The following is a 15499-nucleotide window of genomic DNA, read 5'->3' on the forward strand; positions in this document are numbered from 1 at the left end:
TGGGGGTGGGTTCCGGCGGTGGTGGAGGGGGAGGTGGCGGGGTCGGAGTGGGTTCGGGCGGTGGAGGGGGCGGAGATGGAGGCGGTGGGGTCGGTGTGGGCGTGGGTGCGGGGGGTGAACAGGGCGGTGGGAGCGGCCAGGTCGCGTCTCCGGCGATCGCCACCGCCTCCGTTCCCTCCGGGCCCGTCGAGGCGTAGGCGCAGGCGTCGGCCATCGCCGCGCCCGGCGCGCCGGCGAGCGCCCAGGTCAGCGTTGCCGTCGCCAACACGCGGGCGACGAAGGCGGATCGGGTCGGTACGAGTCCTTGCACGACGAAGATCATGAGCCGTGCTCCGCGGGGACACGCGCGAGTGCCGGGTGAATGCCCCGATGGAGGTAAAACCGGCAACTCCCGTTTGAACCGGCGCTGATCACTCGTTGGGGGAGCGTGTGCGGATGTGCGATACGGGAGGGACGGACGGGGTGAGAAGGGGAGGAACCGTGGACTCCGGAAGAAATATTGGCCCGCGTTGAACACGGCAGGTGCTGTCGTGCGTACTCCACGTCGAGCGGCGGCGCAGCAGGGCGCTGCAACACCCTTGCGATGATCTGGAGTTGAGATGAAGACCTCCTGGCGGACCGCCTCACTGGTGGTGAGCGCCGCGGCGGTGCTGACGCTGACGACGGCGTGCGGTCAGGACACCCCGCCGCCGGCCAGCAGTCAGAACGTGGGCGCCTCGGCCGTGCCCGGAGACCTCGGAGGCATCGACACCGGGGCCGGCGCGGGGGCCTCCACGAGCCCGGCCGGCGGCGCGGGCGAGCTGGCCGTCACCACCAACGTCAAACTCGGCAAGCTGGTGACGGACGAGCTCGGACTCACGCTCTACCGCTTCGACCAGGACACCGCCGAGCCTCCCAAGTCCAACTGCGACGGTGACTGCGCCGAGACCTGGCTGCCGGTGCTCGCCGACGACGCCGCGGCCGGCGAGGGCATCGACGAGTCCCTGCTCGGCGAGGTCACCCGGGCCGACGGCGCCAAGCAGCTCACCGTAGGCGGCTGGCCCGCCTACCATTACGTCAAGGACGTCAACGCCGGTGACGTCAAGGGCCAGGGTGTGGGCGGCAAGTGGTTCGCGCTGACCCCCGAGGGCAAGAAGGCGCAGGAGGCGGCCGACCGGCCCGGCCTGTCCACCCGCAAGGATCCCGACCTCGGCGAGATCATCGTCGACAAGGACGGCAGGACGGTCTACCGCTTCATGAAGGACGAGGCCTGGCCGAAGCCGGTCTCCGCCTGCACCGGTGCCTGTCTGGAGAAGTGGCCGGTGGTGGCGCCGGTCGACATCAACGACACCAAGGGCATCCAGAAGAAGAACTACATGACCTTCACCCGCCCCGACAACAAGGCCGAGCAGCAGACGATCGGCTGCTGGCCGATCTACACCTTCGCGGGTGACAAGGACGCCGGTGACACCAACGGTCAGGGTGTCGGCGGGACGTGGTACGCGATGCGGCCGAACGGAGATCCGGTCGGCGCGCCGGAGAAGTAGCGCAGCCTCCCCAGGGCGTCGTTTCCATCCGGCGCCGTCGTCCCCGGTCCGCCTCTCCGCATCCCGCGGAGAGGCGGACCGTTTTGCCGTGATTCGCCGGAACTCATGGAATTTCCGGCGCTCCTCACCTTTCCTGCGCCGCCCGCCCGTTTCTCCGCGCGTCGCGCCATTCCGTGCGCCCGGTTTCTCCGGGTGTCGGACTTCTCCGTGTATCGGAACCCTCCGGAATGCCGCACATGCCTTTCATGGTGTGCACACAGTTGCCAATTCGGCACATGCCGTAGGCAGTGACCGGGAACGGATGGTCAATTTCCGTTTGGGGTCGCTCCATTGACGAGCGATCAGTAGCCTCGGCTCGGACACCGGATCGCCTACGCTGTGGAGAGATAGATGGAGCGTCCTGCCTGGGCCCCACGGAGCATCGACATCACGGTGCCCAGCGTTTCCCGGATGTACGACTACTACCTGGGCGGTTCGCACAACTTCGAGGTCGATCGGGAAGCGGCCCGCAGGGCCATGGAGTTCATGCCGGGACTGCCCAAGATCATGCAGGCGAACAGGGCGTTCCTGCACCGGGCGGTGCGGTTCGCGGCCGGTGAGGGCGTCACCCAGTTCCTGGACATCGGCTCCGGCATTCCCGCGTTCGGCAATGTGCACGAGGTGGCACAGGCGGCCGTTCCCGGTGCGCGGGTGGTCTACGTCGACCACGACCCGGTGGCCGTCGCGCACAGCCAGGCCGTCCTCGAGGGCAACGAGGACGCGGCCGTTGTCGCCGCGGACCTCCGAAAGCCCCAGGAAATTCTGGGCAGTTACGAGGTGGGACGTCTGATCGACCTGAACCGGCCGGTGGCGCTGCTGCTCGTTGCCGTCCTCCACTTCGTGGAGGACGCGGAGGACCCGTACGCGGCGGTGACCGAGCTGCGTGACGCGCTCGCGCCCGGCAGTATGCTGATGCTCACCCATGCCTCGTACGAGGGAATTCCGTTGCCGCCGGAGCGGGCCGGTGGCGCGGTGGACGTGTACAAGAACATCCGCAACCCGTTGATCATGCGCTCGCGCGACGAGATCGCGCGGTTCTTCGAGGGATACGACATGGTGGAACCCGGACTGGTGCCGATGCCGAAGTGGCGGCCGGACACCGCACCGGAGGACGAGGATCCCTACGCCTTCTCCGCTTACGCGGGCGTGGGGCGTACAGCGTGAGCGCGGAGCCGGACGGGCCGGAGGACAGACTGCGCCGGTTCGCGACGATCTGGAGCCGGGCGGTCTTCCCGGTGACCTCGACCTCGTCGACCCGGCCGGAGTTCGAGAAACAACTGCTCCCGCTGGCCAGGCGGTTGAGCGAGGCGCTGCGGGCGAGGGCGTTCGACCCGGACACCGGCAAGGCGGCCGGCGCCGCCCTGGTGGAGGCGCGCTGCACCGATCCGGAGGCGCTCAGCCGGACCCTGGACTGCGTGGACGCCTACCTCGTCCTGTACTGCGGCGGGGACGGCGACGGTGAGGGTCTGAGGGCGCGCAGCGCCAGGCTGCAGCACGCCATGGCCGCCGGATACGCGCAGGCGCTGCGCGAACGGACGCTGGCCGAGCAGGAGGCCATCGCGCAGGCCGCGCTCCGGGCGCAGGGCGTGGTGGCACAGGCCCTGCACGCCACCGAGGCAAGGTTCCGCGCGGTCTTCGAGGGCGCCGCCATAGGCATCGGCATCGCCGACCTCAAGGGCAACGTCCTCCAGGTCAACGCCGCCCTGCTGCGCATGTTCGGCCTGTCCGAGCAGAGTCTGCGCAGCCGCAGCGTCCTGGAGTGGACACATCCCGAGGACGCCCCGCAGACCTGGGCCCTCTACGACGAGCTGGTACGCGGCGAGCGCGAGCACTACCACCTCGAGAAGGCGTTCTACCGGCCCGACGGCACGGCCCTGTGGACCAACCTCACGGTGTCCCTGCTGCGCGACGCCGACGGCGAACCGCAGTATCAGCTCGCGCTCATGGAGGACACCACCGAGCGGCGGCTGCTCAACCTCCGGCTGCGCTACGAGGCCACCCACGACGCCCTGACCGGTCTGCCCAACCGCACGTTCTTCTTCGAGCGGCTGGAGAAGGCGCTGAGCGCCGGCGAGGGACAGCGCTTCGGCCTGTGCTACCTCGACCTGGACGGCTTCAAGACCGTCAACGACAGTCTCGGGCACGCAGCCGGCGACCGACTGCTCGTCGAGGTCGCCGACCGGCTCCAGTCCTGCGCCACGGCGCCCGGAGAGATGGTGGCCCGGCTCGGCGGCGACGAGTTCGTGGCGCTGACCACGGGCCCGGACACCCAGCACACGGTCGACGAACTCGTCGCCCGCATCATGAACGCGCTGCTCGCCCCCATCGGCGTCGACGGCCGGGACCTGACCGTGCGCGGCAGCATCGGCGTGGTCGAGGGACCGGCCGGGGAGCGCAGCCCGGCGGAGGTGCTGCGCAGCGCCGACATCACCATGTACCGGGCCAAGTCGGCGGGCGGCAACCGTTTCGAGCTCGCCGACCCGGAGTCCGATGCCCGCGCCATCACCCGGCACGGCCTCACCACGGCGCTGCCCGCGGCGCTGGAACGGGGCGAGTTCTTCATCGAGTACCAACCGCTGGTCAACCTCGGCGACGGCAGCGTCCGGGGCGCCGAGGCGCTGGTGCGCTGGCTGCACCCGCAGCACGGGGTGCTGTCGCCGGACCGGTTCATCCCGCTCGCCGAGCACACCGGGCTGATCGTCCCGCTGGGCCGCTGGGTGCTCGAGCAGTCCGTGCGCCAGGCCCGCGCCTGGCGGGAGCGGCACGGCGGGGCGGACGCGCTCGGCCCGCTGCGCATCAACGTGAACCTCTCGCCCTGCCAGCTCACCCACCCCGGCCTGGTCCAGGACACCGTCGACATCCTGGAGCGCACCGGCGTCGAGCCGGACGCGCTGTGCCTGGAGGTGACCGAATCGGCGCTCATCGGCGCGGACGACGACCTGCTGAAGCCGCTGCGTCGGCTCGCGGAGATGGGTGTGGACATCGCCCTGGACGACTTCGGCACCGGCTACTCCAACCTCGCCAACCTGCGCCGCCTGCCGGTGAGCGTCCTCAAGCTGGACCGCTCCTTCACCCAGAGCATGCAGCAGTTCCCGGCGGACCCGGTCGACCTCAAGATCGTCGAGGGGATCGTCTCCCTGGCCCACAGCCTCGACCTCACCGTGACGGTGGAGGGCGTCGAGACGGGGGCCCAGGCCGAACAGCTCCGCATACTCGGCTGCGACACCGCCCAGGGCTGGTACTACGCCCGCCCCGGCCCCCCGGAGCGGTTGCACGAGCTGGCTCTGGTGGACGCGACGGGCTGAGGCCGTCGGCCGCGTGGGTCGGCGGTGGGCACCGCGAAACCCCGTCGGCCGCCCCCTGCGGGTGCCGGAGCCGACGGCCGCCCGGCGTCCGGCTTCGTGCCGGACGGCACGGGGATTTTGCAGGTGCCGTGTGCCCCGGCCGGTTGTCGGACGAGGCGCGTTCCGGCCACCGGTCCGTCTTTTGGCGTACGTGCGGACGGGCACCGCGGTCGGTGACACGGGTGGGGCGGGCACCCGGCCGGCCGTCATTCCGGCAGCGGTGGTGGGCGGTGCCGGCCCGGCCTGGGCCGGTGTCGCCCTGCCGGTGCCCCGCTCACCGCTCCAGGAGCATCCGCTGGAGCTCCCGGGCCGCCCGGGGCGGGGCCACGTCGCTGCGGTGGGCCAGGGCGATGGTGCGGGCGAGGCCGGGGCGGGCCAGAGGGGTGACCCGCAGGCCCTGGCCGGACCGCGCGGCGACCATGCGGGGTACCACGGCGAAGCCCAGACCCGCCCGGACGAAGCCCAGCACGGCGTCCATCTCCCCGCCCTCCACCGCGAAGTCCGGCTCGAAGCCCTCCGCGCGGCACGCGGCCACCGTCAGCTCCCGCAGGTCGTAGCCGTGGCGGAACATCACCAGGCGTTCGCCCTCGAGATCGGCGACGCGCACGGTGCGCCGGCCCCGGCCGGGCTTCGGGGCGTCCGGTGAGGACACCACCACCAGGTCCTCGCGCAGCAGCTCCACCGTGGTGAGCGCGGGGGAGGGGGTCGGCAGGGGCAGCACGACCAGGGCGAGGTCCAGGGCGCCGCGGGCCAGCTCCCGTACCAGGTCGTGGGAGCCGCCCTCCTCGATCAGCAGCCGGACGCCCGGATAGCGGTCGTGGAAGGCGCGCAGCACGTCCGGCAGCAGACCGGTGCACAGGCTCGGGGTCGCCCCCAGCCTGACCCGGCCACTGCGCAGCTGCGCCAGCTCCTGCACCTCGTACCGGGCCGTGTCCGCGTCGGCCAGGATGCGCCGGGCCAGCGGCAGCAGTGCCTCGCCCGCGTCGGTCAGCGTGATGTTGCCGCGCGCCCGCAGGAACAGATCCGCCCCCAGTTCCCGCTCCAGCGCCCTGATCTGCTGCGAGAGGGACGGCTGCGCGACATGGACCATTTCCGCGGCCCGGGTGAAGTGCCGGGTCTCGGCGACCGCCACGAAGTACTGGAGCTGCTGGAACTGCATGTGCCCAGCATAGTGGCTTCATAGGGAGAACCTATGGAAACGAGGTATTCCATGTCTTGGACCGATGGGGACCTTTGGCCCTAGCGTGCTGAGACATGGCTCTGGCAACGCGGACGGACCGACGGCCGTCCATGGCACGCAACGTGTGGGACTCGACCGTCGGCAAGAAGACAGTGATGGCCGTCAGCGGCCTGATCATGCTGCTCTACCTGGTCGCCCACATGCTCGGCAACCTGAAGATCTACTTCGGGGCGCTCGAGTTCAACGAGTACGCGCACTGGCTGCGCACCATGGGCGAGCCCCTCCTGCACTACGAGTGGGCCCTGTGGGTGGTCCGCGTCGTGCTCGTCGTCGCGGTCGTCGCACATGCCGTCTCCGCGTACCAGCTCAGCCGCCGCGGCATCAAGGCGCGCCCCAGCAAGTACGTCCACAAGAAGGCGCGGGCCAGTTACGCCACGCGTACCATGCGCTGGGGCGGGATCATCCTCGCCCTGTTCATCGTCTGGCACATCCTCGACCTGACCACCGGACACGTGCACTCCGGCGGCTTCGAGGCGGGCAAGCCCTACCAGAACGTCGTGGACACCTTCTCCACCTGGTACGGCAACGTCATCTACATCGTCGCGATGCTCGCCCTCGGCCTGCACATCCGGCACGGCTTCTGGAGCGCCGCACAGACCCTCGGCGTCGGCAGCCGCGCCCGCGACCGCGCCCTGAAGGCCCTGGCGAACGTCCTCGCGCTGCTGCTCACGATCGGCTTCCTCGCCGTCCCCGTGGGCGTCATGACCGGAGTGGTGAGCTGATATGACTACCTATGCCGAGTACGCGACCGGTGAGCCGGCCGTCGACACCAAGGCCCCGTCCGGGCCGATCGAGGAGCGCTGGGACAAGCGCCGCTTCGAGGCCAAGCTGGTCAACCCCGCCAACCGGCGCAAGCAGACCGTCATCGTCGTCGGTACCGGCCTCGCCGGCGGCTCCGCCGGTGCCACGCTCGCCGAACAGGGCTACAACGTCGTCCAGTTCTGCTACACGGACTCCCCGCGCCGCGCCCACTCGATCGCCGCCCAGGGCGGCATCAACGCGGCGAAGAACTACCGCAACGACGGCGACTCCGTGCACCGCCTCTTCTACGACACCGTCAAGGGCGGCGACTTCCGCTCGCGCGAGTCCAACGTGCACCGGCTCGCGCAGATCTCCGTCGAGATCATCGACCAGTGCGTCGCCCAGGGCGTGCCGTTCGCCCGCGAGTACGGCGGGCTGCTCGACACCCGCTCCTTCGGCGGCGTCCAGGTCTCCCGCACCTTCTACGCCCGTGGCCAGACGGGCCAGCAGCTCCTCCTCGGCGCCTACCAGGCGCTTTCCCGGCAGATCGCCGCCGGGAACGTGGAGATGCACTCGCGCACCGAGATGCTCGACCTGGTCGTCGTCGACGGCCGGGCCCGCGGAATCGTCGCCCGGGACCTGATCACCGGGAAGATCGACACCTACTTCGCCGACGCCGTCGTCCTGGCCACCGGCGGCTACGGCAACGTCTTCTACCTGTCGACCAACGCCATGAACTCCAACGCGACCGCCGTCTGGCGGGCGCACCGGCGCGGCGCGTACTTCGCCAACCCCTGCTTCACCCAGATCCACCCCACCTGCATCCCCCGCACCGGCGACCACCAGTCCAAGCTGACGCTGATGAGCGAGTCGCTGCGCAACGACGGACGCATCTGGGTACCCAAGGCCAAGGGCGACGACCGCCCGCCGAACGAGATCCCCGAGGACGAGCGCGACTACTACCTGGAGCGTATCTACCCGTCCTTCGGCAACCTGGTGCCCCGTGACATCGCCTCCCGTGCCGCGAAGAACGTCTGCGACGAGGGCAGGGGCGTCGGGCCCGGCGGCCAAGGCGTCTACCTGGACTTCGCCGACGCCATCGAGCGCCTGGGCCGGCGTGCGGTGGAGGCCAAGTACGGCAACCTCTTCGACATGTACCAGCGGATCACCGACGAGGACCCGTACCGGGTGCCGATGCGGATCTACCCCGCGGTGCACTACACGATGGGCGGTCTGTGGGTCGACTACGACCTGCAGACCACCGTCCCCGGCCTGTTCGCCATCGGTGAGGCCAACTTCTCCGACCACGGCGCCAACCGGCTCGGCGCCTCCGCGCTGATGCAGGGCCTGGCCGACGGCTACTTCGTCCTTCCGGCCACCATCAACGACTACCTGGCGCGCAACCCGCACAAGGACGAGGTGGACGCCGGCCACCCGGCGGTGCAGGAGGTCCTGGCCGAGACCGAGGACCGGCTGAACCTGCTGCTGTCCGTCGACGGCGACCGCACCCCCGACTCCTTCCACCGTGAACTCGGCGAACTCATGTGGGAGTTCTGCGGCATGGCCCGCACCGAACCGGGCCTGCGCAAGGCGCTGGAGCGCATCCCGCAGATCCGCGAGGAGTTCTGGCGGCGGATCAAGGTGCCCGGCACCGGCGAGGAGTTCAACCAGTCGCTGGAGCGGGCCAACCGCATCGTCGACTACCTCGAGCTCGCCGAGCTGATGTGCCTCGACGCACTGCACCGCGCCGAATCCTGCGGCGGCCACTTCCGCGAGGAGTCCCAGAGTCCCGACGGCGAAGCCGCCCGCCGGGACGAGGAGTTCACCTACGCCGCCGCCTGGGAGTTCACCACTACGGGCGACGCTCCCGTCCTGCACAAGGAAGACCTCGTCTTCGAGTACGTCCACCCCACTCAGCGGAGCTACGCATGAAGCTCACCCTGCGCGTCTGGCGGCAGAAGAACGCCGCCGCCGACGGCGCCATGTCCACGTACGAAGTGGACGGCATCTCACCCGACATGTCCTTCCTGGAGATGCTCGACACCCTCAACGAGGAACTCACCCTCGAGGGCGAGGACCCGGTCGCCTTCGACCACGACTGCCGCGAGGGCATCTGCGGCGCCTGCTCGCTGGTCATCAACGGCGACGCCCACGGCCCCGAGCGCACCACCACCTGCCAGCTGCACATGCGGTCCTTCAAGGACGGCGACACCATCGACGTCGAACCGTGGCGGGCGGCGGCCTTCCCGGTGGTGAAGGACCTCGTCGTCGACCGGACGGCCTTCGACCGGATCATCCAGGCCGGCGGCTACGTCAGCGTCCCCACCGGCTCCGCGCCCGAGGCGCACGCCACGCCCGTTCCGAAGCCGGACGCGGACCTCGCCTTCGAGCACGCCGAGTGCATCGGCTGCGGCGCCTGCGTCGCGGCCTGCCCCAACGGCGCCGCGATGCTCTTCACCTCGGCGAAGATCAACCACCTCAACGTGCTGCCACAGGGCGCGCCCGAGCGCGAGACCCGGGTGCTCGACATGGTGGCGCAGATGGACGACGAGGGCTTCGGCGGCTGCACCCTCGCCGGGGAATGCGCCACCGCCTGCCCCAAGGGCATCCCGCTGACCTCCATCACCGGGATGAACAAGGAGTGGCTGCGCGCCACGGCCAAGGGATCCGGCCGGTAGCCGGCGGGCAGGCAGCGGGGAAACGTTCGCCAGAGGGCGGACGGTCGGGACCGGGAGTGGTGCTCATCCCCGGTCCCGTCTGCTGTCCGGGCAACGCCTGGCATTCAGCATCCCCACATCCGCACTCCCGGCTCAGGTCACGTGCACGCCAACCGGCATCGGCAGAACAAGAGGGAGTCCCACTTCCCCGCTCCGGCGCGTGACCAGGAGAGAGCCATGACCGGCGTCCTGACCGTAGAACACCCCGCGAAGCCCGCGGCACCCACCCGCTACACCGTCACCCTCGCCCGCGACGAGGACGACGTGCGTGCCGCCCAGCGGCTGCGGCACGACGTCTTCGCCGGCGAGCTGGGCGCCCTGCTGAGCACCCCGCAGCCGGGCCTGGACGCCGACCCCTTCGACGCCTACTGCGACCACCTGCTCGTGCGCGAGGAAGTGAGCGGCCAGATCGTCGGAACCTACCGGCTGCTGCCGCCCGAGCGCGCCGCGGTCGCCGGCCGCCTGTACGCGGAGACCGAGTTCGACATCGCCGCCCTCGACCCGATCCGGCCGGGCCTCGTCGAGGTCGGCCGCTCCTGCGTGCACCCCGACCACCGCGACGGCGCGGTCATAGGACTCATCTGGGCCGGCATCGCCCGCTACATGATCGACCGGGGCCACGAGTGGCTGGCCGGCTGCTGCTCCGTCCCGCTCGCCGACGGGGGCACGCTCGCCGCCGCCACCTGGGACCGCGTCCAGGGCAAGCACCTCGCCCCCGAGGAGTACCGCGTACGCCCCCTGCACCCGTGGCGGCCGGCGACCGCGGCGCCCGCCGCCCGCACCGAGCTGCCCGCCCTGCTGCGCGGCTACCTCCGGCTCGGCGCCTGGGTCTGCGGCGAGCCCGCGCACGACGCGGACTTCGGGGTCGCCGACCTGTATGTGCTGCTGCCGATGAGCCGGGTCAACCAGCGCTATCTGCGGCACTTCCTCTCCCTCGTACCGGCGAAATGAGCGTCTGGCTGCCCGGCGCGCCCTGCACCCCGAGCGGCTGCGTGGCGCCGACGGGGACCGCGAGGACCGTACCGGGGGCGGTGCTGCGGCTGACCGCGGTCCTCGTCCTGGTACTCGCCGGGGTCCTGCTGCTGCCCGTCGGGCGGTGGATCCCGGCGGGTCTTGTGGGCCGGTGGTGCCGGGGGATCGTACGGGCCGCCGGGGTCCGGGTCCGTATCACCGGAGCCGCCGCGCCCACCGGCGGGCTGCTGCTCGTCGCCAACCACATCTCCTGGCTGGACATCCCGCTGCTGAGCGCGGTCCGTCCGGCCCGCATGCTGGCCAAGGCCGAGATACGGCAGTGGCCGCTGGCGGGACCGCTGGTCGCGCGCAGCGGCGTCCTGTTCATCGACCGCGACCGGCTGCGCGCCCTTCCGGGTACGGTCGCCCGAGTCGCCGCGGCGCTCGGTGAGGGCTCGGCCGTCGCGGTCTTCCCCGAGGGCAGCACCTGGTGCGGCCGCGGACAGGGCTTCTTCCGCCGGGCGGCCTTCCAGGCGGCGATCGACGCCGGGGTCCCGGTGCAGCCGGTCCGCATCCACTACCGCGACGCGAGCGGAACCCCTGCCACCGCCCCGGCCTTCGTCGGGGACGACACCCTGTTCGCGTCCCTGTGGCGGGTGGTCTCGGCCCGGGGCCTGGTCGCCGAGGTCGAGATACGGGCCGCCATCCCGCCGGGCCGCCACCCGGACCGCCGCGCCCTGGCCGCCGCCGCGCAACCGCACGGCGGTTCGGGGTGGAACCATCGGGCCGGTCAGCGGACCGGGCACAGGGGCGGACATCAGGCCCGTTATCCGCTCGAGGACCTCCGGTCGCGGTCACCGGAAGTGGGCGCTGTCGAAAGTTAAGCGCTCTTTGTCTCTTATGTGAAGTTTTTACCGCGCGGAGGAGGACATCCGGACGGGAGTGACACTGAAAGGAGGGTGAGGCCAGATGATCACCCGCGATGAGGTCAGGATCCTCCTGGATCACCCCGTCTACGACGGCGAAGGCAACAAGATCGGTGAAGCCAAGCACGTCTTCTTCGATGACATGAGCGGCCGCCCCGAGTGGGTGAGCGTCAAGACGGGCATGTTCGGCACCAGCGAGTCGTTCATTCCCATCCGCGACGCCGAACTGGTGGAGGACCACCTCGAAGTCCCGTACCTCAAGGACAAGATCAAGGGCGCACCCGACGTCGACATCGACGCGCAGGGCCACTTGTCGGAGTCGGAGGAACACCGGCTGTACGACTACTACGGCATCGACTGGAGCGGCGTGCTGCGCGAGTACCCGAAGAGCTCCGGCGAGGGCCGGACCGACAAGAGTCCCGGCATGGGCAAGGCTGGAGCGGCCGGAGTGGCCGGCGCGGCGGGCGCGGCGGGCGCGGCGGGCGCGGCGGGCCGGGGCGGGCCGGCAGGTGCCGCCGGTACGGCCCGTACGTCGGGCAAGGACCGGACGGCGACCAGGCCGACCACCACCGCGGGGACGGCGTCGGCGGCCGCGACGGGGACGCCGGCGACCGCCGGCAGGACCGGTCCCACAGGTGCCGCCGCGACTGCCGGAGGGACCGGCGTGCGGGCAGGGCAGGGCGCCGAGTCCATGACGCGCATGGAGGAGGAGATGCATGTCCGCGTCGAGCGGCGCGAGACCGGACGGGCCAGGCTCCACAAGTACGTCGTGACGGAAGACGTCGAACAGACCGTGCCCGTGCGCCACGAGGAAGTACGCCTGGTGCGCGAGCCCATCACGGAGGCCGAGCGCGAGGCCGCGCTGTCCGGCGCGGAGATGGGCGAGGCCGACTACGAGGTCACGCTGCACGAGGAGTGGCCCATCGTGGAAACCAGGGCGGTACCCGTCGAGCGGGTGCGGCTGACCATGGAGGAGCGCACCGAGAACAAGATCGTACGGGGCCGCGTCCGCAAGGAGCGCATCGAGAGCGAGGGCGTTCAGGACGCCACCATGCGGCGGGACGACGCCGCCGGACGGGGCCGCGACGTTCCACGCCGGGGCCGCGCATGACCGGATGGCACCGCGTGCGCACCGGTGCACCCACTCACCGGCGCGCCGCGTTGCCGCCCTCTGTATCCCTGAGATCCGTGGGCCCGATGAGGCCGGTCAGGGCGGCGAGCCGCCGGTAGGAGTCCAGTAGGGCCGTACGGTCGTGGGTGCTGGCGGTGACGAGGACCTCCTGGGCGTCCCGTCCCGCGCTGAAGCAGGGCGCCGTCGACACCGTCGAGGGCGAGGCCCACTCCAGCGTCGTCTACGACGTGCCCTTGACCGGCACCGCGGCCCCATACAGGATGGACGCCTCCGGCGTGAAGGCGTGGGGCCGGCTGGACGTTCCCACGGACGCCGCCGCCGTCTTCCCGGCCGACGCCGTCCCGGCGTCCCGCACCGGCAGTTCGCTCACCTCAGGTGACTACAAGCGGGCCGACGTGCACTACCCCGGCGTGTCCGGCCGCGAGATCAACTCCGCCACTCCGGGCGGACACATCTCCACCACCGAGTACGACCGGTTCGGCAACACCGTCCGTGAGCTGTCGGCCGCCAACCGGGCCGTCACGCTCGGCCTCACCGCGGACGACAGGGCAGTCCAGGCCGATCTGGGCATCGGCCGGCTCACCGCGGGCGAGCGCGCCGACCTGCTCGCCACCCGCTCCGTCTACAACGAGGCCGGTACCCGGGAGCTCGAAGAGCTCGGGCCGCTGCGACGGATCGACCTCACCGCGGACCTGAAGTCCGGCACCACCCCCCTCGTCCCGGTCGGCACCTCGGTGACCGCGCGGACCTGGACGGTCAACGAGTACGACGCCGGACGTCCGACCGACGGCACCGCCAAGGTCAAGGACCAGGTCACCAAGGTCACCACGGGCGCGCAGGTGCGTGAGCATCCCGGTGTGCAAGGCGAGCCCCGCGTGTCGCAGACGGTCTACGACTGGGCCAAGGGCCTGCCCACCCAGAGCATTCAGGACCCGGGCGGGCTGGCCATCACCACGAAGACCGAGTACGACGCCCAGGGCCGCACGATCAAGCAACTCCTGCCGGGTGCCAACGGTACGGACGCGGCCACCAGGGTGACGACGTACTGGTCCGCCACCGGAACCGGCGCGTGCGCCGGACGCCCGGAATGGGCCGACCTGGTCTGCTCCACCGGCCCGGCGGGCGCGATCACCGGCTGCGGCAGCAACCCGGCCGCACTGCCGACCACCACCACCGAATACGACTGGTGGGGCAACCCCGGAAAGGTCGCCGAGACCGCCAACGGCGTCACCCGTACCACCACGACCACATACGACAACGCCGGCCGCCAGACCAAGGTCGCCATCACCGGCGGCACCGGACAGGCGCTCCCCGAGTCCACCACCGAGTACGACCCGGCCACCGGCCAGGCCGTCAAGACCGTCTCGCCCACCGGCGGCACCATCACCAAGGCGTACGACAAGCTCGGCCGCCAGATTTCCTACACCGACGCCGACGGCGGCACCACGACGACCGAGTACGACCTGCTGAACCGGCCGGTCAAGACCGTCGACAACGCGCCCTCGACCGTCACCTACACCTACGACACCGCCATCGAGCCGCGTGGCCTGGCCACCAAGACCACCGACTCGATCGCCGGTGTCTTCCAGGCCACGTACGACGCCGACGGCTCCGTCAGCAGCGAGAAGCTGCCCGGCGGGTACACCGTCAAGCAGACCGAGGACACCATCGGCTCGGCCACCGACCGCACCTACACCCGCGACAGTGACGGCACGATCGTCTACTCCGACACCGTGACCGAGTCCATCCACGGCCAGGTCACCAGCCACGCCGGCTGGTCCGACCAGACCTACCGCTACGACAAGACGGGCCGCCGCACCACCGTTGAGGACACCGCGGACACGGTCTGCACGCGCCGCACCTACACCTTCGACGCGCGCACCAACCGCAAGTCCCTCACCACCGCGGCCGCCGCCCCTGGCCTCGACTGCCCCACCACCGGAGGCACCACCACCGGCCACACCTACGACAGCGCCGACCGCCTCATCGACACCGGCTACGTCTACGACGTCTTCGGCCGCACCACCACCGCTCCGGGCAACGGCACGATCGGCTACTACGCCAACGACCTCGCCCACCAGCAGACCGCGAACGGCAAGCGCCAGACCTGGCAGCTCGACGCCAACCTGCGCTTCCGCTCCTTCAAGACCGAAACCGGCAGCGGCTCCACCTGGACCCAGACCGGCTCCAAGGTCAACCACTACTCCAGCGACACCGACACCCCCCGTTGGATCACCGAGGACACCGCCACCGGAACCCTGACCCGCAACGTCACCTCCGCCTCCGGCGACCTCGCCGCCACCACCAGCAAGACCGGCGACACCGTCCTCCAGATCACCACCATCCACGGCGACATCGCACTCCAGCTCCCGCTGGACACCAGCAAGCCCCCCATCGCCCTGGACTCCGACGAATACGGAAACCCCCGCACCGGCCAGCCCGCCACCCGCTACAACTGGCTCGGCGCCAAACAACGTTCCACCGAGACTCTCACCGGCCTTGCCCTCATGGGAGTCCGCCTCTATACCCCAGCCACCGGACGCTTCCTGTCTGTCGACCCGATATCTGGTGGCAACGCCAACGCGTACGACTACGTATACGGCGACCCGCTGAATAAATACGACCTTGATGGGCGTTGGTGCCTGTTCGGCCGAAAGAAGCACGGGGGCTGCAGAGGTGCTGGCCTGGCGCGAGGAGCGGCGCACGTCGGTATCTACGTCGGCGGAGCTGTGCTCATTACAGGACTGTGCGCTGGGACCGGGGGGCTGGGCTGCGTATTGGCCGCCGGAGGCGTCGCAGCGTTCGGAGCCGGCGCCGACTATGCCGGGTCTCCGAATTTAGTGGGGGTGTGCCTCCCGTCGGCTCCGCCGGGTGGTTGCACAG

General features: G+C 70.7%; 10 protein-coding genes and 1 pseudogene. 10 read left to right on the plus strand and 1 reads right to left on the minus strand.

Going from position 1 to position 15499, the window contains the following annotated elements:
* Window positions 1-599 precede the first annotated feature (599 nt).
* From ACFP2V_RS07965 to ACFP2V_RS07975, 3 genes are all read left to right on the plus strand, one after another.
* A complete protein-coding gene (locus tag ACFP2V_RS07965; RefSeq protein WP_381207598.1) occupies window positions 600-1526 on the plus strand; it encodes an SCO0930 family lipoprotein in 927 nt (308 codons plus the stop codon).
* Window positions 1527-1916: 390 nt separating this feature from the next.
* Entirely contained in the window at window positions 1917-2729 is an 813-nt protein-coding gene (locus ACFP2V_RS07970) for an SAM-dependent methyltransferase (protein WP_381207601.1), read from the plus strand.
* A complete protein-coding gene (locus ACFP2V_RS07975; RefSeq protein ID WP_381207604.1) occupies window positions 2726-4870 on the plus strand; it encodes a putative bifunctional diguanylate cyclase/phosphodiesterase in 2145 nt (714 codons plus the stop codon). Before ACFP2V_RS07970 ends, ACFP2V_RS07975 begins: the two co-directional genes overlap by 4 nt.
* 313 nt (window positions 4871-5183) lie before the next feature.
* Here the strand turns inward: ACFP2V_RS07975 and ACFP2V_RS07980 are convergent, their stop codons facing one another.
* Window positions 5184-6068 (minus strand): LysR family transcriptional regulator, encoded by an 885-nt coding sequence (locus ACFP2V_RS07980; protein ID WP_381207607.1) that lies wholly within the window; start codon window positions 6066-6068, stop codon window positions 5184-5186.
* A gap of 131 nt (window positions 6069-6199) precedes the next feature.
* On the opposite strand from ACFP2V_RS07980, the gene ACFP2V_RS07985 reads away from it, so the two are divergent.
* From ACFP2V_RS07985 to ACFP2V_RS08015, 7 genes and pseudogenes are all read left to right on the plus strand, one after another.
* The gene (locus tag ACFP2V_RS07985) at window positions 6200-6871 is read left to right on the plus strand and encodes a succinate dehydrogenase (RefSeq protein WP_381207610.1); all 672 of its coding nucleotides are present in this window, start codon (window positions 6200-6202) and stop codon (window positions 6869-6871) included.
* Window position 6872: 1 nt separating this feature from the next.
* Window positions 6873-8822 (plus strand): fumarate reductase/succinate dehydrogenase flavoprotein subunit, encoded by a 1950-nt coding sequence (locus ACFP2V_RS07990; RefSeq protein WP_381207612.1) that lies wholly within the window; start codon window positions 6873-6875, stop codon window positions 8820-8822.
* The gene (locus tag ACFP2V_RS07995; protein WP_381207615.1) at window positions 8819-9568 is read left to right on the plus strand and encodes a succinate dehydrogenase/fumarate reductase iron-sulfur subunit; all 750 of its coding nucleotides are present in this window, start codon (window positions 8819-8821) and stop codon (window positions 9566-9568) included. The genes ACFP2V_RS07990 and ACFP2V_RS07995 overlap by 4 nt, the downstream gene beginning before the upstream one ends.
* A gap of 216 nt (window positions 9569-9784) precedes the next feature.
* Window positions 9785-10558, plus strand: a complete 774-nt coding sequence (locus tag ACFP2V_RS08000; RefSeq protein WP_381207618.1) for a GNAT family N-acetyltransferase — start codon at window positions 9785-9787, stop codon at window positions 10556-10558.
* Window positions 10555-11442 carry a lysophospholipid acyltransferase family protein gene (locus ACFP2V_RS08005; RefSeq protein ID WP_381207621.1) on the plus strand — a complete coding sequence of 296 codons (888 nt, stop codon included), beginning with the start codon at window positions 10555-10557 and terminating at the stop codon, window positions 11440-11442. Before ACFP2V_RS08000 ends, ACFP2V_RS08005 begins: the two co-directional genes overlap by 4 nt.
* 85 nt (window positions 11443-11527) lie before the next feature.
* Window positions 11528-12595, plus strand: a complete 1068-nt coding sequence (locus ACFP2V_RS08010; protein ID WP_381207623.1) for a DUF2382 domain-containing protein — start codon at window positions 11528-11530, stop codon at window positions 12593-12595.
* 173 nt (window positions 12596-12768) lie between these two features.
* A pseudogene (locus ACFP2V_RS08015) lies at window positions 12769-15499 on the plus strand (RHS repeat-associated core domain-containing protein); the annotation flags it as partial.

It is taken from the genome of Streptomyces incanus, assembly GCF_042656345.1.
Taxonomy (GTDB): Bacteria; Actinomycetota; Actinomycetes; order Streptomycetales; family Streptomycetaceae; genus Streptomyces; species Streptomyces incanus.